This window comes from Dolichospermum flos-aquae CCAP 1403/13F (genome assembly GCF_012516395.1).
Taxonomy (GTDB): Bacteria; Cyanobacteriota; Cyanobacteriia; order Cyanobacteriales; family Nostocaceae; genus Dolichospermum; species Dolichospermum lemmermannii.
On the sequence record NZ_CP051206.1, the window covers coordinates 2,547,582 to 2,569,374 of the forward strand.

Genomic DNA, 21,793 nt, shown 5'->3' on the forward strand with positions numbered 1-21,793 from the left:
CTCTCAGGGAAGACAGCCACTGAGATTCTACTGACAGAATTAAATTAAGAGTTTAGCTCAATCTAATCTCGCTGCGACCGTCAAACGCCGCCTAAACGCTCAAAACAACTGCCAATCAAGGTGTCGAAATTGCGCTTACTTTTATGGTTTTCAGTGTTTTTAGAATCCATCACTAAGCCAAGACGCGGTACGCTCCACAACCTGCCATTACTCGCTCTTTCAAGTCAATACTGCCGTTAGGACTTAAACCTAACCGTTGTTTCATAGGAGCCGGAATTTCTCCGTACTAGGATGCTTCAACACGTAGATGTTTTTTGTTCTTACTCACAATTTAATTCTAACATACCACAGGGATTAAAATCCCTCGTGCCGTTTCCCTCTCAGGTCTAAAGACGCGCTCGTTTCCCACTTACCGCGAGGTCTTATGAAAAGTTAAATAATCCATAAGTATATCGAAGATCCTCAGTAAAGTGAATAACATAGAGACAATATTTTTTGGTGCAGGTATTAAATGGAATCTTTAGAAAAACAAATTCTTACGTTAAGCCAGAAAGTTGATGCTATCTATGAAGTGATTGAAAGGCTTGATATGCGGCTATCTCAAGCTTTGTCAGATTCATCTTTAGATAAGTTACCAGTCATAGAACATTATCTAGAAAAGAAACAGCCAGTGCCTGAGTTAAAAGAATTGAAGCATAAAGATATTTTGTTAGATGGTATTGTAGAAATGAATTATCAGACGACAGATAAACAAATAACACCAGAAATCCAAATTCAACGGCTAACAGCTCAGTTAACCGCTGCATATCATCGGATTGCTGCTTTGGAAGAACAGTTACTCAGACAGAGAGCTTATTAATTGCGGCTAAGTTCTTCAAGTTGGGCTTCAATAGCTGCTAATAATTGATTTTGTTGCCAATTTTGACTTAAAGAGGCAGCTATACAAGCCGCACCAGCACCAATACCTTCTTTGACAAAACCCCGTTCATAAGCTTGAAGTTGAGGATATCGAGAATTAGCAAAACTCAATTGTGTAGCTAACAAGGGAGGGATGCTATTTTTGTCTAAACTTTGGGCTAAATCAACTGTTGCACCTGTGGGATCTTCTGCTACCCAACGGGTTGTGCCGATGACAATTTCTGCGGGTTGCCAAGATAAAGAATATGTGTAAGCGATCGCTTGAATTAAAGCATAAACTGCTAACATTTGTGTACCTCCACCCAATAATACCCCACAACTCCGACTCGCGGCGATCGCCATTCCTGCTACTACCACCTGCATGGGATCACCTACTGCGGCCACCAGTTCTAAAGGATCAACTGACGGGGGCATTTTTGCCAATCCCGCTTGCACCAAATCCCATTTCTGTCCGTGATTACACACAGGATGGCTACTATTAACTTTACCAACAGCATCAATGCCCAAACCAGTTAAAATTGCCAAGGCTGTTGTTGTGCCACCGACAACGCACTCGCTGAGAATTAAATACCCATGAGAACTTAATTCAGAACTTAATTGATCACCCCAACGCAATCCTTGTGCTAATAAATGTTTGACAGTATCTATATCCATAGCTGCACCCTGACTTAAACACTTCGCCGGCGCACCACCCAAATCAATTAATGGTACAGGTGGAGTATGGGGTAATCCCGCATTAAACAAGTACACAGGGATATTTAAATTAGCCACCACCGCCCGCGAAATCAGCACAGGAGAAGCCCCGGAAGTCAAAGGAGGGAGAGGGTACTTGGGTTGATGTTCAGCACCGTAATAGAGAAATTCTCCATCAGCACAAGCTGTATATTGGCGATCCTGTGGAGTCAACCCAGCGGCAGAAATACCAGGAATTAAACCCGTTTCTGTAAATCCCAAAATACAGGCAAATATAGGTAATTTACCCCGATAACGATGAAGCCATGCTTTGCCCTGGGGAACTTGTGTGTAAATATTAATCATATCTAAACTGTGATTTTTCTGATTTTTCTGATTTTCCTGATTAATTAATCATCTTTATCAAATTAATCAAAAAAATCATAGTTATGACTTTTACAATTAATCATCTTCATCAAATTAATCAAAAAAATCATAGTTAGGACTACTCATAATCCATCAACACTTGCAACCAATGAGGTGGACGGGGAATGGGATTTCCTAAGCGATCCAAAAGTAACAAAGCAGTAAGATGGACTATAAACAAGTAAATAAAATTATTAAGAACAATGAAAGCGATCGCTCCTAATTGAATTAATAATAAATTGGGAGTCATTAACAATTCCAACTTTAAAAAAATCCATTCAATAATTTCTGTCACTTGGTTAATCACATAAACCCACAAATCTTCCCCCGATAGCACAGACAAAAACCACAGCCGAAAAAACACCCCCATAGTCCCCAATAACGTCCCTAAAGTCATCGAAACAATCCAGGGGACACGACGATACCAAGTCACCCCCAATAGCACACCCATCAAGCCAAAAGGCATGACAAATAACAAACTGCGGAATGGACCCATCAACACAGACAACAGCAATCCAGAAGTCACCGCTGCCATCCAAGCTGCCCGTTTACCCCAACGTAAATAAACCAAAGCAATAGGGATAGGAAAAAATACCCGCAATACAGGACCCAAAGGAAAATAAAAATTAATAAACCAAATTAAACTCGCCGTACTTGCTAAAAAAGCCGTTTCCACCATCCTCAAGGTACTCTCAACTTTAAGAGGTTGGTACTGTAATTGACTTTGGGGAAGAGATTCAGGAGATGAATCTTTCTCTGGTTCTTCTGGGAGCAAATCAACAATACTCATGCAGGCAACTAAATTAAACGATGGTTTTTTCCAAAGCTGACCAATCGGGAATATGAATTCTATCTTAATCTCTGACAATCAAACCCTTTTTTTCTAATTTTGTCAGCACTCTTGTCACAGTTTCCCGTGCCAATCCACTTAAACTACTTAACTCGCGGTGGGGTAAATTAGGAATTTCCGTGCCTGTATTCTCTTGTTTGCTTTGCCCCTCTGCCAAAAATAGCAACGTATCCGCCACCCGTGACTGACTATCTGATTCCCGTAACCGCAATTTTCTGTTAACTTGTCGCAACCCATTAAATTACAACCACCTTTAATAGAGATTGTCTGAGATTACACCAACTATGTTATAAAAATTTCAGAGGGAACAGGAAAAACTCATGTTTAAGTTCCCTGTTCCCAGTTAAGAGTTCCCTGTTCCCTTGTCATAACGACAATTTTTAACGCCAACCTACTTAGAAGTATTATTTGATTTTCCTGTATCCCTCACGAGAGTGCGTCAATAACCCCACACAATCGCGTAGACTGCGCTCTGCGCTTAAAAACTACCTAAACCTGAATCTTCTAAAATTTTGTACATTTTTAACTAAGGTAATTTAACGTGACTTCCCATATTGATGAAATTCACCAACTAATTGCAGATATTGATCACTTACTGTCTCACACAGCTAAAGGCCTTTCTAAGTTCCTGTCTAACCAAGGACAACAGGAAAAAGACGTTTTACAACGAGTGCATAACTTCTTGGTGCGACTGAGTGAGGAAGAAGTATCAAAAGATGATGTCCTACCAGAAACTACAAACCCACTTCCCACACCAAAATTTTCATCTCTCTTGACACAATTTAACCAAGAGGTTAATGTTCCATCTGTATTTGAGTCTGGTTCGCATCAACCAGAGCTTAGTAGTATTGAAACAGGACAAATCAAACAAGAATTAATGGTCTTAATTCAGCCTTTACAAGCGGAATTATCCAGGCTGTTAGCAGAAAGAGCCGATTTGATTCAGGAAATTAGGCAACTAGAGCAAAAGCGACTGCAAAACCATTCATTAAGTCAGCAGTTAGCGAACCAAGACGAAATGATTTCTGAATTTTTAGAAGTCCTCATGGGTCGTTTAGTGCCACATCTAAAATCAAATTCTGCGGTAATAATTAACCCTGATTTACAGAATTTAGAAGCAATTACTTCTGCCATTCAACCTATTTTAGAATCAGCAGAACGGGTAGAACAGTTAGCAAATTTGGCTCGGAATTTAGATCAACACTTACTGTCTCTAGATGGAACTGTTAATACTATTTTTGAAGCCCTAGAACGGAATATTAACGCCTATTATCAATCCTTATCCCAAGCATTAGCTAAAATGCACAATGAGGGGATGCAAGGTGAACAATTGATGGCGAAGTTTCTCAATAATTTGACTCAATATTTACAACAACAAGTCTTGATTAATGAGTCTTCTATTTCTGATGTCAACACTGAAATAGTTTCGGCATCACCATTATTAACTGAGTCCTCTGTTGTTGAACAATTAACACCTTCAGAAAATGTATCTAGAGAACTTCCGACTGCGGCATCACCATTATTAGCTGAGTCCACGGTTGTTGAACAATTAACACCTTCAGAAGATGTACTTGTAGAACTTCCTGCTGCGGAAATATTGCCAATTGATCTGGATACAGAGTTGTTACAAGAGCCAACACAATCTGCAAAAGATTTACAATTAACAAATACTGATGAAGTAGCTGAACTTTATGCCAGTTTCTTTAATACTGAAATTTCTTCACCGCTAAGTTTCTCATTTTCTTCTGATATTTTGCTGAAGGAAGATGAAAATTTATCCATTGCTTCTGAAGTGGTTAATCATGATTTATCAGCATTAGAAATTAACAGTTCGACAGTTCCTGGTCTAGCTGACAGCACTACGTTAGCAGAACCAAATTCTGTGGATACAATTACAGTTCTGACTGATTTGTTAGTAGATACGACTCATGAACAAGTACCAATAACAGTTATCAATCAATCAGATAATTCCCACATAGAACCCGAAAATCAGGATATAGCTTTAGATAACTGTCAGGAAGTAGATTTAAGTTTGACAACTCAGACATATATAGAAGCAGAAAAAGAAGATTTTCCTCAAGCTTCAATTACCAGTGAGCAAACTCCAATTACCAGTCCTCAACCCTCAATTCCCAATGATGAAAATAATCATCTTGTCCCAGAGGATACTTTAAATACGACTTGGTATTTAGGAATTGATATTGGTACGACAGGAATTTCTGCGGCTTTATTAAATCACTCTAAATTGGTAGTTTATCCAATTTATTGGTCAGCAGAAAATCAAAGTGGTGATGCTTCCTTTCAGCAATCATTCCGGTTACCAGCAGAAGTTTATTTACCGACGAATTCAACTTCTCATCAGGTGAAAAATGGACAATCAGAATCTTCCCCTCATCTTTATTCAGCACAGTTAAAGCCTTATTTACAAATAGCAGTTCCCTACCAGCAAGAACGACAAAAATGGGAACCAATGCTGCAATTAAATGAGTTTTCCGCAGGTCCATTGATTTGGGTAGTGCGATCGCTCTCTAAGCTACTATCAACTCTCAGAGCTAGTCAAACTAGTACCACACCAGCTTTAATTGCTAATGCTGTGGGAATGAATATACCAACTTTTTCCAAGGTAATTAAGAATATCGCTGGTGTCATCTGTACTTGTCCTTCCAGTTGGACTGAACAATATCGCTTTAACGTTCGAGAAGCGATTGTGACTAGCGAACTTATCTCTCATCCTCAACAAGTCTTTTTTGTGGAAGAAGCGATCGCCAGTTTACTGCCAGAATTAGACAGTGCCAATGGTCAATCTATCCAAATCAGCGAAAAGCAGGGTTTACAGGCTTTAAAAACTAGCAATTATCTCCTGGTAGGTAACACTTTAGCAATTAATATTGGGGCAACGTTAGTAGAAATGACCTTGGTAGATATACCAGCAAATCTGGAAGAATTGGTACATAAAAACTTCATGCTCCACAATTTTGCCTACTCTGGTAAAGGCATTGAACAGGATATTATTTGTCAGTTACTACTACCACCAAAATCCCGCCAACTTCGCCAACCTGGACAATCTCATCATGAAGGAGCGAATGCTAATCCTTGGCATTGGCAACCCTCAATTCCCGGTTTAGACCAAATGCAATTCTCTAATTTGGGTTTAGAAGGACTGGTACTACCCAAAGTTGGAGAACCAGATACACAAGCACGGATTCGTCTCCAGCAACGTCTAGAAAGTTCTCTCCTGGGACAAGCCTTATTAGATGCAGCATTGGCATTAAAGTTAATTTTACAGCACCAAGAAACCTTTACCCTAGAATTCGCCGACCAACGTTGGGTATTACAGCGCCGAGATTTGGAAAGTCAAGTCTTTGTTCCCTTTGTCCGTCGTCTCAATCGAGAGCTTAACAAATTATTAGTAGCCCGTGGTATTCCCACCGAAGCTATTAATCAAGCTGTCCTCAGCGGTGGTGTGGCTTCCGTCGGCACTATTAACCGTTGGTTACGGCAAAAATTGCCTAATGCCAAAATTATTCAGGACTTATACCTTGGTGAAAACGGCGCTCCTAATTGCAGTCGAGTTGCATTAGGTTTAACTATGTTACCGTTGCATCCCCAAGTTTTAGACATACCTAAACAACAATACACAGATTATTTCCTATTCTCTGAATTGCTAAAACTATTGCCCAACCGTTCTTTAACCTTTGGTGAAGTCTTGCAGTTATTTGAAAGTCGTGGTATCAATACCCGTATCTGTCAACAGCGGTTATTGGCTTTCCTAGAAGGTGAACTACCACCAGGCTTAATTCCTGCGGCTTCAGATCACCTTTGGCTGACCCATCACTCCCAGGAAAATCTCGACTACAAAGCAATTGATTCCCTCAAAGCAGGCATAAACTCTCCACCACTATTTGAAAAGCAAGGCAATCTCTCCTATCGTCCCAATTTACAACAAGTCCAGTTATTACTACGTTATTTAGATGCCATTAAATCTAGTACCGTGCAGTCCCTAGAAGAACCATATAGTTACCTTTTACATAGTCAAGTATAGGGCAGAGGAGCATGGGGCAGGGGGATTTTACTTCTTCTTTTTTTCCTCCTGACAACTGACCTTTTGGGAACGTTACAGCACTTACTGGTGTTATGAGGTACATATCTAGCGGGCAAGATGCCCGCACTACAAGAGTTTCATGATTCAACTTTGTACCTCATAAGAGCGGAAACCGCTGTAGATACATTAGAGCGATCACTAAATAGAGAACTCAATGGCAAAACATCAGGATCTTCTTTCTTCCTAGAGAAGACATATAATAGGGTTTTCAGGCTTTTGGGTGGGATCATGGAAATGAATAGCAAAGTAAAAATAAAAATAAACTAACTTTAGTGCGTATATTCAGTTTCTAGAGATGATAATATCATCACAACCCGACGCTCATGTTGGGTAACATACGTCAACCCAACCTACAAATCAAGACTTTTTTCGATTTGGACAAGGTATTGATATAACTGAAACTGGTGATTGGTGCATAAATCTCACAATTTGTCTAGTTGCTGGCATTATTGAAATTATTGACGGGAGGAGTGATCATGAAATTATTAGTTCGTTGGAGCTTAACATTGGGTTTGGCTGGTAGTGTAATGTTTGCGGGAATCTTGGGAATAAATAATCTCCAAGCCCTAGCACTACCACAGGAACAGGTGGTAAAAACTTTACAAGAAGTACCAGTTTTTACACTAACTAATCCCAAAGGAGAATTTGTAGTTATCTCCAAAAAAAATCAATCTAAAACTATTTCCCAAATAGGCTTTTTTATTAGTAAGAAAGACGCTCAACTTTTCCTAGAAAATCGGCTTAAAAAAGAAAATCCCCAGTTAGCAAATACTATCCAAATCACACCAATTTCTTTAGCCGATTACTATAAATTAGTAGTAGAAAATAATAAGAAAAAAGACTCTGATGTAATCTTAACTTTAGTTCCCACAAAACAGCAAGTGGATGTGGCCATAACTATGCTGAATACCAGTGGTAGCCCAGACAAAAAATTTAATGGTATTCCTTTGTTTGTGCCAAAATTCAAGAAAGATAATAGCTATCTCACCATTCCCCAGGGAAAAAATCGGTTGATTCCTTTCTATTTTGAAAAAGAACAAGCAGTAGCTCTTTTAGAAGCCTTCAAAAAGGCTAAACCACAGGAAGCAGCGAATACAGAAATTCAGGTATTAGATTTGTATAGAGTGATTGAAACACTCAGTAGTAGTAATGATCCCAGCACCAATAAAATTTTCTTGTTTCCCTCACGGGAATCAATAGAATTTATTCGTTCTATAGTTCCAAATCAACCAAAAAAATAAAAAATAATCTTTACCTCCTGATATGTTAAAGGCAAATCAAATAGTTTCTGGATTAGAACTTTGGCAATGGCGAAAAACCGCAATTCAAACAGCTATAGCCTCGGACATATCCCCAATGGAGGTAGATTGGCTATTATTAACAATAGCTAATTTAGACCGCTTGGCACTGCGTTTGGAGTCTTTCAAAACATGGCAGCAAATCCCCATAAAATTGTCCTTAACAGAATTAGAGCAATTGTGGCAAAGGCGATTAGATGACCGTTTACCGGTTCAGTATATTGCAGGGACGACAGCTTGGCGGAAGTTTCAACTCACAGTTTCCCCTGCGGTCTTAATTCCCAGACCAGAAACAGAAATATTGATTGATTTGGCCGTAACTGCTGCTAACGGTGAAGCCAAAGCAGGTCAATGGGTGGACCTGGGAACGGGTAGTGGGGCGATCGCCCTAGGATTAGCTGAAGCATTCACAACCGCCACTATTCATGCTGTAGATATCAGTCCAGCCGCTTTAGCCATTGCTCAAACCAACGCTGAAGATTTAGGTTTTCGGGAACGGATTCAATTTTATCAAGGTTCTTGGTGGCAACCCCTAGAATCCCTCAAAGGTCAGTTTAGCGGCATGATATCAAATCCGCCCTATATCCCCAGTAATACCGTACTGACCTTACAACCAGAAGTAGTCAAACATGAACCTCATTTAGCCTTAGATGGTGGTGCAGATGGTTTAGACTATATTCGTCATTTAATTGATATTTCCCCTAATTATTTGCGTCCTGGTGGGCTGTGGTTAATTGAAATGATGACAGGACAGGCAGAAATGGTGCGGGAATTGTTGGAAAATAATGGTAATTATATCAATATTTCCATTCATGCTGATTTAGCCGGAATTAAACGTTTTGCAGTGGCTTCTAATTGCAAATAAAAAATATTCTATGGCAACCACCTATTTTTCCTCCTTGCATTCCTCTTTGCGACTTTGCGACTCTGCGTGAGACAAAAAAAGATTTTGGAAAAAAGAATATTTTGCTATTAGATAGGAGGATTCCAGATAAACACCCCATAAAATTCTCACTGCCTACAACACCTTACACTGCCCATAATGCCTTAATAAATGATCACATAAAACCAAAGCCACCATAGCATCAACCATTGGCACAGCGCGGGGTAAAACACAAGGATCATGTCTTCCCTTCCCAGATAAAAGAGTTTCTTCACCTTCCTTAGTTACGGTTTTTTGTTCCTTTCTAATAGTAGCCGTCGGCTTAAAAGCCACTCGGATAATAATATTTTCACCGTTGGAAATTCCCCCTTGAATTCCGCCCGAACGGTTAGTTACTGTTCTAATTTCGCCACTTTCATCAATATAAAATTCGTCGTTATGTTCAAAACCTGTTAACAAAGTTCCGTCAAAACCAGAACCGATTTCAAAACCTTTACTTGCTGGTAATGACATTACCGCTTTTGCTAAATCTGCTTCTAATTTATCAAAAACAGGTTCGCCTAAACCCTTGGGAACATTCCGCACCACACATTCAACCACACCACCGATGGAATTACCATCTCGACCGGTTTGTTCAATTAATGAAATCATGGTATTAGCAATTTCGCCATCTGGACAACGGACAATATTGCTTTCGACATCTGCTAAAGTAACGGTATTCGGATCAACAACACCTTCTAAATCCTTAATTCGCTTGACATAAGCAATAACTTCCACATTTGCCACTTGATGTAAAATCTTTTTAGCGATCGCACCAGCAGCAACTCTACCTATTGTCTCACGCGCTGACGACCTACCACCACCTTGCCAATTTCTGAATCCATATTTAGCATCATAGGTAGCATCTGCATGAGAAGGGCGATATTTTTGCGCCATTTCATCATAATCTTCGGGACGAGTATTTTTATTTCTGACTAAAATGGCAATTGGTGTTCCCAGAGTTTTCCCCTCAAACACCCCAGATAAAATCTCACAGGTGTCCGCTTCTTTGCGAGGAGTCGTAATTTTACTTTGTCCTGGTCGTCTTCTATCTAACTCAAATTGAATTTCTTCGGCAGAAATTTCCAGTTGTGGGGGACAACCATCAATAATAACTCCCACACCGCCGCCGTGAGATTCGCCAAAAGTAGTGATACGGAAAAGATGACCAAAAGTGCTGCCCATGATATTCAGGAAATACAGACCGGAATATTTATTTTACATGGAGTTGGGCGATCCTGCGAAAAATCAAAAATTCCCCATGACCGAAAATAATGGGATACAAGCCCCGTCCTTCTAGGACGGCTTTTTATTAATTCTTAATTTTCTAATCAATTCTCTAAGCACATCGGATTTGGTTCTCTCATTTTCTTGGCAGTAGTCTTCAAGATGTGTAAATTCTTCTTCAGTTAATCGAAAAAATATACTCTTTTTCATTGCATTGTATATTGATATGATATACAATAATAGCAGATTTACAAAGAATAAGTCATGAAAGCTAGATATCAGTATCGTTTTTACCCGACAATTCAACAACAACAGAGTTTAGCTCAGTTGTTCGGTTGTGTGCGTGTAGTGTGGAATGATGCTCTAGCTATCTGTAAACAAGCAGAAAAATTACCAAGTAATAACGACTTACAAAAGTTAGTTATTACTCAAGCCAAGAAAACTGTTGAACGGGAATGGTTATCCGAGGTTTCTAATATTCCTTTGCAACAATCAGTTGCAGATTTAGGCGTTGCCTATAAAAACTTTTTCGACTCCCTTAAAGGTAAGCGAAAAGGTAAAAAAGTTGAGAAACCTAAATTTAAAAAGAAAACAAATCAGCAGTCAGCACGATTTAGAATTGGTGGTTTTTTAATTAAGAATGATGGAGTTTATCTTGCTAAAATTGGAAGCGTGAAACCAATTTGGTCGAGAGAATTACCGTCTATTCCTAGTTCTGTAACGGTAATTAAGGATTGTGCTAATCGCTATTTTATTAGTTTTGTAGTAGAAGTTGAGCCTGTTAATATTGATGCTAAAAACCAAAGTATCGGTATTGATTTAGGGATCAAAACTTTTGCTGTTATGAGTGATGGAGAAAAAGCCCAAAGCCCTGATTACTCACAATTAGACAAGAAAATTCGTAAACTTCAAAAGAAATTAGCACGTCAAGCTAAAGACTCAAAACGCAGGAATAAAACTCGAATTAAAATTGCAAAATTGCATAATCAAATTACCGATATCCGTAAAGACTTTTTACACAAATTATCTACCAAGATTATTAGCGAAAACCAAGTTATCGTTTTGGAAGATTTGAATGTATCGGGTATGGTTAAAAATCGCAAACTTGCTAGGTCAATTAGTCTACAAGGATGGCGACAATTTAGAGCTTTATGCGAGGGTAAATCGCAAAAGTTTAATAGAGATTTCCGTGTTATTAGTAGATGGGAAGCAACAAGTCAAATTTGCTCTGAATGTGGATACAAATGGGGTAAACTTGATTTAAAAATTCGGTCAGTTAAGTGCCTAAATTGTGGGACTGAACACGACCGAGACGAAAATGCTGCTAAAAATATAAATAAAGTCGGGATAGGGCATTGCCACGACTCTAAACGGGCGCAGAGACAGAGTAAGACCACTTCGGTAGCATCAGTCGGTGAAGCGTCAAGAATCACCGCGCCTTTAGGTCGGTGAGTATGTCAAAATCAGTTATCTTAAAGACTCTCACCTTGTCCCCTGTCACCTGTTAATAATTGAGTTTGGCAGTTAAACTAGATAAGAAAACTGTAATTTCTAGATTTGACAATTTCACCAGAAAAACAGCCATAAAGGGTAACTATTATGAAAAATTTGCACAAAAAGGCTTTAATGAAACAGCGTTTATCAAGTTCGTCTCAGCGTCATGTTTTAACTGGAGTTATAGCTGCTGGGTTGATGATGTTGCCGGGGCTAGTTGGTATTAGTCCCGTTTTAGCGCAGCAAAAGCCAGAGCGGAATTCTTTAACCTATGGGGAATTGATTCAGAAGGCAGATAAAGGAGAAATTAGAAAGGTAGAATTGGATCAAACTGAACAGATAGCTAAGGTTTATTTAGCTGGACAAAAGCCGGATACCATACCTTTACAGGTGCGCCTTTTAGATCAAAATACCGAATTAATTAATAAACTTAAAGAAAAAAACGTTGATTTTGGTGAAGTTTCCTCCGCTGGTAATAGAGCCGCTGTGGGGTTGTTAATCAATCTGATGTGGATTTTGCCCTTAGTGGCTTTAATGCTATTGTTCCTGCGCCGTTCTGCAAATGCTTCTAACCAAGCCATGAGTTTTGGTAAATCTCGCGCTCGGTTTCAAATGGAAGCGAAAACAGGCGTAAAATTTAATGATGTTGCGGGAGTCAAGGAAGCAAAGGAAGAATTAGAAGAAGTTGTCACTTTCTTGAAACTTCCAGAAAAATTCACAGCGGTAGGGGCGAAAATTCCCAAAGGGGTGCTGTTAGTTGGACCACCTGGAACTGGGAAAACCCTACTCGCAAAAGCCATTGCGGGGGAAGCAGGTGTACCTTTTTTCAGTATGTCTGGTTCGGAATTTGTAGAAATGTTCGTCGGGGTGGGTGCTTCCCGTGTCCGGGATTTGTTCAAAAAAGCGAAAGATAATGCGCCTTGTTTGATATTTATTGATGAAATTGACGCAGTAGGTAGACAACGGGGTGCGGGTATTGGTGGTGGCAATGATGAACGGGAACAAACCCTTAACCAGCTATTAACGGAAATGGATGGTTTTGAAGGAAATACGGGAATTATTATTATTGCTGCTACCAACCGTCCAGATGTCCTGGATTCGGCTTTATTACGTCCCGGACGCTTTGACAGACAGGTAATTGTGGATGTCCCCGATTTGAAGGGAAGACAGGAAATTTTGACAGTCCACGCTCAGAATAAGAAGATTGATCCTAGTGTATCTTTGGAAGCGATCGCTCGGCGCACTCCTGGTTTTACAGGTGCAGATTTAGCCAATTTACTCAACGAAGCCGCTATTCTCACCGCCAGAAGACGCAAAGAAGCTGTTACCGATTTAGAAGTTGATAATGCGATAGATAGAGTAGTTGCGGGTATGGAAGGAACTGCTTTAGTAGATAGCAAAAATAAACGCCTGATTGCTTATCATGAAGTCGGACACGCTTTGGTAGGTACGTTGGTTAAAGGTCATGATCCTGTGCAAAAAGTTACTCTCATTCCCAGAGGACAAGCACTAGGTTTAACTTGGTTTACTCCCAATGAAGAACAGGGTTTAATTTCCCGTTCCCAAATTTTAGCCCGCATTGCCGCAACTTTAGGCGGTCGTGCAGCGGAAGAAATTGTGTTTGGGAAAGCGGAAGTCACCACAGGTGCGGGAAATGACTTACAACAAGTTACCAGTCTGGCTCGACAAATGGTCACAAAATTTGGAATGTCTGATTTGGGTCCAGTTTCCTTAGAAAATCAAAACAATGATGTATTTTTAGGGCGTGACTGGATGAATAAATCAGAATATTCTGAAGACATTGCTGCTAAAATTGATGCCGCAGTTCGAGAAATTGTTAACCGCTGCTATATTCAGGCTAAGGAAATAATCCAAGAAAATCGGTTAATTTTGGAACGAGCAGTTGATTTGTTGATAGAACAAGAAACTATTGAAGGTGATCTATTCCGCACAATGGTCGCTAACCATACTCAAGTTAAAGTTACTAATGAGCAGGTGTCTGTACCGATACTTTTTTGCTAACAAAAGTTAACAAATACATAAGTTGAGGTTTTCTCTCAACCAAGGCGTATCAACCAATGCACGGAGAAAAACTCCCCGCGCACCATTCAAATCTCTATGCATGACATTATTTGTGGATGGAGATTTTATGGTTTTAGAACCACCAAGATTCTTAACTATTTCACCAGTCCAACTAACTGTCTTTGAAGTATAGGTTTTATTGTTGTGACCTGCTTAATACTAGGTTGCTTTTCTAGGCTATATTTCACCGTGGGAACTCCCCATTAACGCCAGTGTCACCCCCCCCACAACGGATGTCTGATTGCGTCTTCCAGCTTCGACCTCCCGAAACCGAGTCGGGTCATCGTGGGCAAGTAAGGAGTCATAGCTGAGTCTAGTAGATGGGACTTTCACCCACATCAGACCGAGAGTTCAACCTTTTTCCATGTTTGGATTGGGTTGGTTAGCTTATGTACGGGCTATAACCGTGATTCAGCTAACAACGAATCGCACCCTCAACGTATTTGGGTGCAATCCCAGAAATTCGACCGCTTTTCTGAGTGGTATGTATGCCATTGGCATACTATAGCATACGTGAAGGAAAATTAGCAAATAAGCAACTAGTTACTTGCGCTGTTAGAAAGTTTCCTTTTCCCTTTTCTCTGTAGAAAATGCGCTACTCTATGAATATGGTTTAGAGTAGAATTAGCAGTTACGCTAATATAAATCGCCAATGGTGTTTGATCCTGACTTTTTACAAGACGACTCTGAGCAACACCCTAATCAACTTCTGAATGATCGCTTTGGGGAAAACCCAAATCAATTACTTAAATATTTACAGCATCAATCCCCCGAAGTTTTAGCCCGTGTCGCCCAAGCTGTCAGCCCTGAAATTAAACAAATCATTTCCCAGAATGTCCAAGGACTAGTGGGAGTGATACCGACAGAACATTTCAATGTCCAAATTACAACAGACCGGGACAATCTAGCGGGAATACTAGCATCGGCAATGATGACAGGTTATTTTCTCCGCCAAATGGAACAGAGGATGCAATTGGAACATTTATAAGGGAAATGCCGAAAACCCTTGAAGATGTAGCTGACTTAGGAAGCTACATCTGTTCTTTAGACAAGGGATGAAGGCTAGAGGCTTTCCTTTATCCTGCATTGACATTAATTGAAAAATTTGAAATAATCTCAAATTTTAATCCATATTCGTGAGACAATTAAATTGTCAGCAAAGACATTAAAAACCTACCGGGGGACTCTCGGAAAGTTATGCTTGTCAGAGATGATTCTGCCAGTAATGGCAAACAGGATCAGGGCAAGAACCCAAATATTTAAGGAACCCTGCCTGAAGCTGGGATAACTGAGAGATATAGACTGAAACTCTCTATAGAATCCCCGCGTCTTTAGACCGGGGAGTGTCAACCAATCAATAGGAATCAGGAGTCACCGAGTCAGGAGTCACCGAGTCAGGAGTTCACAAAGAACAAAAAAACAAAGAAAGAACAAAAAGAAAGTTTCTTCCCCTCCTCCTGCTCCCCTCCCCCTATTCCCTGTTCCCCACTATTGGAGATAATTTCCGGCACGGACTTTAAAGATTTGAGTTTTACCATTGCGGTTGACTTCTATTGCGAGAATGTCCCCAACGGTACTTGATTCAACTATCTTCTGGACTTGGGCAGAAATTTTTATTTGTTTGCCGTTAATCTTTTGAATCACATCACCAGGAAGTAATCCTCCTGTCTGCGCTGGTGATTTTTCCATAACTTTTCTAATGACAATTCCCACATCTGGCTGAATGTTTAGTTGATCTTCCTCTTTCAGTCGCTGTTTTGTAGTTGTGGAAATATCTATCATCTCAATTCCTAAAAATGGGTGAGCAACTTCTCCTTTGGTAAATAGTTCATTGGCTACACGGAAAGCGGTTTCAATGGGGATAGCAAAACCAAGTCCTTGAGCATCAGCACGGATAGCGGTATTCACACCAATAACTTGTCCTTGAGCATTTAAAAGTGGTCCTCCAGAATTACCAGGGTTAATTGCTGCATCTGTTTGGATAAAACTCACACGCTTATCAGGAACACCTACTTGGGCGCTAGTTCTGTCTGTGGCACTGATAATGCCAATAGTGACAGTATTATCTAAACCTAAAGGATTGCCAATTGCGATCGCCCATTGTCCAGGAATCAAATTTTGTGAATTACCTAACTTGACTATCGGCAATTTATTCGCGGAAATTTTGACTGCGGCTATATCTGTTACCGTATCAACTCCTACCACCTTCCCTTGAAAAGTTCGCCCATCTTTGAGGGTGACTTGAACTGTATCTGTGTCTGCTACTACATGAGCATTAGTTAGTAACTTACCATCTTCGGTCAGAATAAATCCTGAACCTGTCCCGCGCTCAATTTTTTCTGAGGGCATTAGTCGTTCATCCTCTTGGAAAAAATGCCGAAATAAGGGATTTTTAAAAGCTTCAGTCATCGGATTTGATATTTTCCGAATTGCATTAATCCGCACGACCGCAGGGCCAACTTTGCTGACAGCAGTGGCGATAAAATTGACATTATCACCTCCAGAAGAACTGAGTATGCCATTGACAGGTTGGGGAACAACAGATTCAGCAGGTAAAGTTACCGCCACATTTTTTAACTGTTGAAATGAAAGATTGTGTGTCCAAAAATAACGACTAGCAAAGACACCACCACCAGAGCCAATTACCACCAAACCTATATAAACAGCCAGTTGTTTCAAAGATAACTTCATAATAATTAAGAATAATGGCGCTCAAGGACAGATGGAAGCTTATCTCTTTAGTGTAGTCAAGCAAACGTTCAGTGAACAGATCATTTGACATATAAATATTAGAAATTTGTCAGCATATTCGGGGATCATATCTACTTCTGGGATTTCATCATGAATTTACTCAAAATAGGTAGTAGAAAGATAGAGGAAAAACTTTATCCTATCTTTAACAATTCCCCACTAAAATCTAAAAATTAGCGATTTCTGGACTTATTTGCATGAAATTTTCCTATTGTTCACTATGTTTTTTGAGCTTATTTAGCACTTTGGGTTTATTATCCATACTGCCACAGTCACAAAGCGTTAATGCTAGTCCAGGAAGTTGCCCGGTTCCCGCTTTAGCTCGTATCCAACGTCATCAAGTTAATCGTGGTGAAACTTTAGCAACTATAGCTAATCGCTATAATTTAGCACCAGAAACAATTATTGGGATTAATCCATCCGTGAAGAATGGGGTAGTAAATCCAGGAACAGAACTGCAAATTCTCCCTTTCAATGGCATTGTTGTCGAAGTTCCTCGTAATCAAAACTGGAAACAAATAGCATCTAAGTATAAAGTCCGTCCAGATACAGTATTTGAAATCAATGGTTGTCAGAAAACCCCTAAATTTGTCTTTTTACCGATACTTCCAGGGGTAATTACTGCTCCTGCTGCTACTTCTGGGACAATTGCTACCGCACCTAGTACCCCGGCTGGAAACATTACTGGTTATCCCTTGCCAAGTAGTACAGATGTTGCATTAGCTTATGGTTGGCAAATTCACCCGATTACAGGAGATGTTTTCTTTCATAGTGGCGTAGATTTGTTAGCACCAGTAAGTACTCCTGTGACAGCGATCGCTCCTGGAATCATCGTCTTTGCCAAGGAACAAGGTAGTTATGGCAAGTTAGTCATTATTAACCACGCAGGTGGCTTACAAAGCCGTTACGCCCAACTTGACAGCATCAAAGTTACTCTCGGTCAAACAGTCAACAAAGGCGATATTTTGGGAGCAGTCGGAACTACCGGACAACCAACCTCCACACAACCTCATCTTCATTTTGAAATGCGTTCTAACGGTTCCCTCGGTTGGGAAGCAAAAAATCCCAAAGAGTTTTTAAAGTGAGGAGTTGAGGAGTATGGCTAACGCCACGCTTCGCTATCAGGAGTATGGCTAACGCCACGCTTCGCTATCAGGAGTTCAGGGGTTAGAAGGAAGAATAAATTACCCAATGACAACGGACAACGGACAACGGACAACTGACCAATCCGATTAAAACTTCGGGACGCAAAATAGAATAATTTTCTGTTAAGGGTGTGATGTTAGTTGCGGCTGGTATTGGGTGTTCTCCTTGGGAATTGACCCTTGTCTAATTTGTGATCATCTGGGAAATTGAGAACAGGTAAGCGATCGCCTCGTAATAATTCTTCACTTGCTTCACCCAGTCCGATTAATGCCTCGCCCGTAGCTTTTTGAGCCATGAGTAGCATCAGTATAGATACTGTACCAACTTGTAAAAGACAAGCAGGGGAAATAGTGAATGCAATGCAATTTAATCCAGATTGAGAAAATGACTGTTGGTTTACGGATGACATTGTAATTTTCAGTAATTAGTAGACGTTTATTTAGTCATCTTCAGATGACTTTTGCTATGAGACTGGGAATTTATTCCCAGGCGGGCTACGGTATATTACATCAATGTTAACAGTAGAAAAATATAGCAGGAAACGGGGAAAAAGGTTAAAACTATTTTGGTGTCTGATAGCACCGCATAATGTTGGTAATGTTTTATTTATCCCTTGCAGAAGGTATTGACTCCTTGGGCGCAGCGCCCCTACCTCCTGATTTCTAAATTCTTCGATCAGACTATTTTTGTCAATTTTGCAAGGTGCGAAGGTAACAAAATTGTTAAAAAACGGCAAAATGTGATAATTCTATGATTCTAGTTGACAAATACAGGCGAAATTCCCCAATACAACCTTGCTGTTAAATTCCACCGCCCATGAAAACAGTATTACTTGATAATCGTCAAAATTCCTTAGTGCAATGGGTAAGCCAAGCAACAGGTATAAATACTTTCGGGGTAAAAGTCCGATTGCTAGGTAATGACCTACATATTCTCTGTGAAAGCGTTGAATGTCCACAACGTTGGCAAACCTTATCGGAGTTACTGCAAGCGCTACAGCAAACCGATGTAGATACCCTTACCAATGACGAACAACCGTCAATATACCAGATATTAATTTATGGTCGAAAAAAAGGGGAACACCGTCCCGAATGGTGTCATCGGGTGTACTTGAACCAACTAGAGCAACATTTAGAACAGGTAGAACAGTCACTATTATCACAAACAGAAACGCCTATAAATCCCGGTGGCTCGTTAATTATCTCTAATGAGAGTCTGGCACGCCAAGGAGATGCCGATGCCATTGCTCGCTATTTGAGCGAACATCTCAGCCATTTAGGGATAGCAGTACAGGTAAAAATTCAACCCTCTCCGGCGAAAAATAACTCTCAGATAGTCGTTAATCGTCTGTGGGTATTTTGTCAGTCTAGCTATAGCCCCGATCCATCATTACTGGCAGAAACGGTAGCCCAAAAGCTCAGATATTTGCAGCTTGTTGGTTATCAGGATGGGATCATTGTAGCCCAAGTTCGCGGGGAAACCGACCCAGATTGGCGGGTAAGAGTAGATTTAACACCTCCAGAGGTGATGTTAAAAGAATGGGCGCGGTGGGGAGATGTGCAAGCGATCGCTAAAATATTAACAGAGGAATTATCAGGGTTCAAAATAGCACTAGAAACTTCTCTCAGAGAATCTACCTTACACATATTTTGTACTCCAGCTTTTGACCCCTTAGAAACCGCCCCTGCACCAGATAAAGAAACCGCGCTACAGTCCATTGTCCCCCTGCTAGAAAATATTGCTCCTCAAGCTATTATCTCAGCCGCCATATACGGACAAAAAACAGCGGATAAAAAACCAATTTGGATAGACTGGGTATCTTTACCAGCATCCCAGCATCCCACCCTAGTGAGATCTGCTTGGGAACTTGCCCGTACAGGCGATCAACCAGCAATTATTTTTTTACTAGAGCGGTTGCTTAATCCTGACCTAGATTGGCGATTGAAAACAGGTGGTATTCGGGTATTACTAGTTTGCAAAGAATATTTATTACACATCATGTGTGATGCTCCCGTTTGTCCCACACGCCATCAAGTTTCTCGGAAAGTGACTCAATTTATCCGCCAACTGAAAATTCATGGCATTACAGGTGTCCGTGTTTATGGTCGTCGTGCTGGTGATAAAGAACCCGTATGGCATCATGGAGTTGATCTAGAAGAACGTTCTCGATTAGTTCCCGAAGCAACACCAGAATTTGCTGCTACATCAGAATATGTAAATTCCCTGATGATCGGTGAAAACGGTGAAGAAATTTTGCGTCCCGATTTAACAAATACAAAAGTACAAAGTTTTATCAAAGAAAAAACAAAAAATTGGTTAACAAATACCAATAAAATCATTAGAAATTTACTTTTAAACAGTCAACTATTTACATCATCTAATCAAGAAATAGATGAAAATCCCGACCATCAAGGAATTAGCAGTGGAATGATTTGGCTGGCATTAGGATTACTTCTCGCGTTACAAAGTGATTTCATGTTAGGCTATTTTGTCGCCCATACTATTAAGAATTCACCAAAAGCTACTAATAATACTATTTCGCCCTTATCCTCACAAGCCCCAGCATCTTTACCATTACCAAATAATCAGAAAACATCATTTTTAAATCAATCAGGAACAACCGAATTACTTAATAAGAATCAAGCTGCCTTTAATGCTTCTGAATTTATCCATGAAAATGTTTCTCAATCAGGAAATTTACCAGCGGCACCATTAAAAGAAAAAGCTACAGCTACAGCGATTTTATTAGCAGCTAGATCACAAACGCCCAGTTTTAATGCTAGGCAATTAGATGAACAATTAGCCCTCTATAAACATCGTTTAAACACCAAAAAACGCCCACCAGATGTTTTGATTATTGGTTCTTCTCGCGCCCTTAGAGGAGTTGATCCTGTCGCCCTTTCTAAAGCTTTAGTCACCCAAAATTATAGCAATATTGATATATTTAACTTTGGTATTAATGGAGCAACAGCCCAAGTCGTTGACGTTCTTATCCGTCAGGTTTTGAAACCTGAAGAATTGCCAAAAGTGATTTTATGGGCAGATGGTTCTCGCGCCTTTAATAATGGCAGAGAAGATATTACTTTCAAGGCAATTGAAACCTCACCAGGATACAAGGAAATATTACAAAAAGCCAAAACAACAGTCAAAAATAATGAAGTTCCTCATAACGCAGAAGATGGAAAAGAAAAAATTAGTAGTAAACCTAAGATAGAAGATATTAGTATCTATCAAGTCGCTAACGATTCGTTAAATCAGTCTGTAGCTAATTTATCTGCTAGTTATAAAAACCGTGATCAAATTAAAATTCTTCTCCAAAAACAACTTCAATATCTACCTTTTAGCTATCAGAATCCCCCGATTAAATCAAAAATTAATCTCACCCATGATTCTGAAATAGACAATAATTTTTCTATCCCCGGAGTTGATTTTGATGGATTCTTACCTTTATCTATTCGCTTTAATCCCAGCACATATTATCAAAAACACCCCCAAGTTTCTGGAGATTACGACAACGATTATAAATCTTTCCAATTAGCAGGTAAACAAGATCAGGCATTCCATTCTATGTTAGAGTTTACCAAAAATAATAAGATATCCCTTGTCTTTGTCAATATGCCCCTTACTTCAGATTATTTAGATCCTGTACGCACAAAATATGAACAACAGTTTCAAGAGTATTTATTAAGCTTTACCAATCATCCTCAATTTATATATCGTGATTTAAGTCAGCTATGGCCAAAAGCAAATGATTACTTTTCAGATCCTAGTCACCTCAATCGCTATGGTGCTTATGAAGTATCAAAAAAACTGGCTATAGATCGAATGATTAGCTGGCCAACAAAGTGATTAAATAGGGAAGAGAAAAAATACTTATCTTCTTTCTTCCCAATCACAAATTCAAA

General features: G+C 39.8%; 15 protein-coding genes and 2 pseudogenes. 9 read left to right on the forward strand and 8 right to left on the reverse strand.

What is annotated here, in order from left to right; genetic code table 11:
• Positions 1-511 precede the first annotated feature (511 nt).
• Positions 512-859: a hypothetical protein gene (locus HGD76_RS12565; protein ID WP_148761262.1), complete on the forward strand. Its 348-nt coding sequence runs from the start codon at positions 512-514 to the stop codon at positions 857-859.
• Here the strand turns inward: HGD76_RS12565 and cobT are convergent.
• The 3 genes and pseudogenes from cobT to HGD76_RS12580 all read right to left on the reverse strand — a co-directional run.
• On the reverse strand, positions 856-1,956 hold the full coding sequence (gene cobT / locus HGD76_RS12570; RefSeq protein WP_168695984.1) for a nicotinate mononucleotide-dependent phosphoribosyltransferase CobT: 1,101 nt from the start codon (positions 1,954-1,956) through the stop codon (positions 856-858). The two genes, HGD76_RS12565 and cobT, sit on opposite strands and share 4 nt — an antisense overlap.
• 139 nt (positions 1,957-2,095) lie before the next feature.
• Entirely contained in the window at positions 2,096-2,806 is a 711-nt protein-coding gene (locus tag HGD76_RS12575) for a DUF2232 domain-containing protein (protein WP_168695985.1), read from the reverse strand.
• A gap of 64 nt (positions 2,807-2,870) precedes the next feature.
• Positions 2,871-3,098, reverse strand: a pseudogene (locus HGD76_RS12580) (helix-turn-helix domain-containing protein); the annotation flags it as partial.
• Between the two features lie 309 nt (positions 3,099-3,407).
• Here HGD76_RS12580 and HGD76_RS12585 point away from each other — a divergent pair.
• The 3 genes from HGD76_RS12585 (at position 3,408) to prmC (ending at position 9,131) form a co-directional block, all read left to right on the forward strand.
• Entirely contained in the window at positions 3,408-6,908 is a 3,501-nt protein-coding gene (locus tag HGD76_RS12585; RefSeq protein ID WP_168695986.1) for a hypothetical protein, read from the forward strand.
• Positions 6,909-7,444: 536 nt separating this feature from the next.
• Complete coding sequence (locus tag HGD76_RS12590; protein WP_168695987.1) at positions 7,445-8,209, forward strand: Tic22 family protein; 765 nt, start codon at positions 7,445-7,447, stop codon at positions 8,207-8,209.
• Positions 8,210-8,231: 22 nt separating this feature from the next.
• Positions 8,232-9,131, forward strand: coding sequence for a peptide chain release factor N(5)-glutamine methyltransferase (prmC, locus tag HGD76_RS12595; RefSeq protein ID WP_168695988.1), 900 nt, complete (start codon positions 8,232-8,234; stop codon positions 9,129-9,131).
• 153 nt (positions 9,132-9,284) lie between these two features.
• Here prmC and aroC read toward each other — a convergent pair whose 3' ends face one another.
• A complete protein-coding gene (gene aroC / locus HGD76_RS12600) occupies positions 9,285-10,373 on the reverse strand; it encodes a chorismate synthase (protein WP_168695989.1) in 1,089 nt (362 codons plus the stop codon).
• 306 nt (positions 10,374-10,679) lie between these two features.
• Between aroC and HGD76_RS12605 the strand changes: the two genes are divergently transcribed.
• A complete protein-coding gene (locus tag HGD76_RS12605; RefSeq protein ID WP_168695990.1) occupies positions 10,680-11,867 on the forward strand; it encodes an RNA-guided endonuclease InsQ/TnpB family protein in 1,188 nt (395 codons plus the stop codon).
• 147 nt (positions 11,868-12,014) lie between these two features.
• Positions 12,015-13,931: an ATP-dependent zinc metalloprotease FtsH gene (gene ftsH, locus HGD76_RS12610; protein WP_168695991.1), complete on the forward strand. Its 1,917-nt coding sequence runs from the start codon at positions 12,015-12,017 to the stop codon at positions 13,929-13,931.
• A 6-nt stretch (positions 13,932-13,937) separates the two neighbouring features.
• Here the strand turns inward: ftsH and HGD76_RS26440 are convergent.
• Both HGD76_RS26440 and HGD76_RS12615 read right to left on the reverse strand, forming a co-directional pair.
• Positions 13,938-14,120: pseudogene (locus HGD76_RS26440) on the reverse strand (transposase family protein); the annotation flags it as partial.
• A 48-nt stretch (positions 14,121-14,168) separates the two neighbouring features.
• Positions 14,169-14,330, reverse strand: a complete 162-nt coding sequence (locus HGD76_RS12615; protein ID WP_168695992.1) for a hypothetical protein — start codon at positions 14,328-14,330, stop codon at positions 14,169-14,171.
• A gap of 313 nt (positions 14,331-14,643) precedes the next feature.
• On the opposite strand from HGD76_RS12615, the gene HGD76_RS12620 reads away from it, so the two are divergent.
• Positions 14,644-14,979, forward strand: coding sequence for a DUF760 domain-containing protein (locus HGD76_RS12620; protein ID WP_168695993.1), 336 nt, complete (start codon positions 14,644-14,646; stop codon positions 14,977-14,979).
• Positions 14,980-15,479: 500 nt separating this feature from the next.
• Here HGD76_RS12620 and HGD76_RS12625 read toward each other — a convergent pair whose 3' ends face one another.
• A complete protein-coding gene (locus HGD76_RS12625) occupies positions 15,480-16,682 on the reverse strand; it encodes an HhoA/HhoB/HtrA family serine endopeptidase (RefSeq protein WP_168695994.1) in 1,203 nt (400 codons plus the stop codon).
• A gap of 257 nt (positions 16,683-16,939) precedes the next feature.
• On the opposite strand from HGD76_RS12625, the gene HGD76_RS12630 reads away from it, so the two are divergent.
• Entirely contained in the window at positions 16,940-17,827 is an 888-nt protein-coding gene (locus tag HGD76_RS12630; protein ID WP_168695995.1) for a LysM peptidoglycan-binding domain-containing M23 family metallopeptidase, read from the forward strand.
• Positions 17,828-18,024: 197 nt separating this feature from the next.
• Here HGD76_RS12630 and HGD76_RS12635 read toward each other — a convergent pair whose 3' ends face one another.
• Entirely contained in the window at positions 18,025-18,297 is a 273-nt protein-coding gene (locus tag HGD76_RS12635) for a hypothetical protein (protein WP_015083108.1), read from the reverse strand.
• Positions 18,298-18,704: 407 nt separating this feature from the next.
• Here HGD76_RS12635 and HGD76_RS12640 point away from each other — a divergent pair, with 407 nt between their 5' ends.
• Positions 18,705-21,737 (forward strand): DUF1574 family protein, encoded by a 3,033-nt coding sequence (locus HGD76_RS12640; protein WP_168695996.1) that lies wholly within the window; start codon positions 18,705-18,707, stop codon positions 21,735-21,737.
• Positions 21,738-21,793 lie beyond the last annotated feature (56 nt).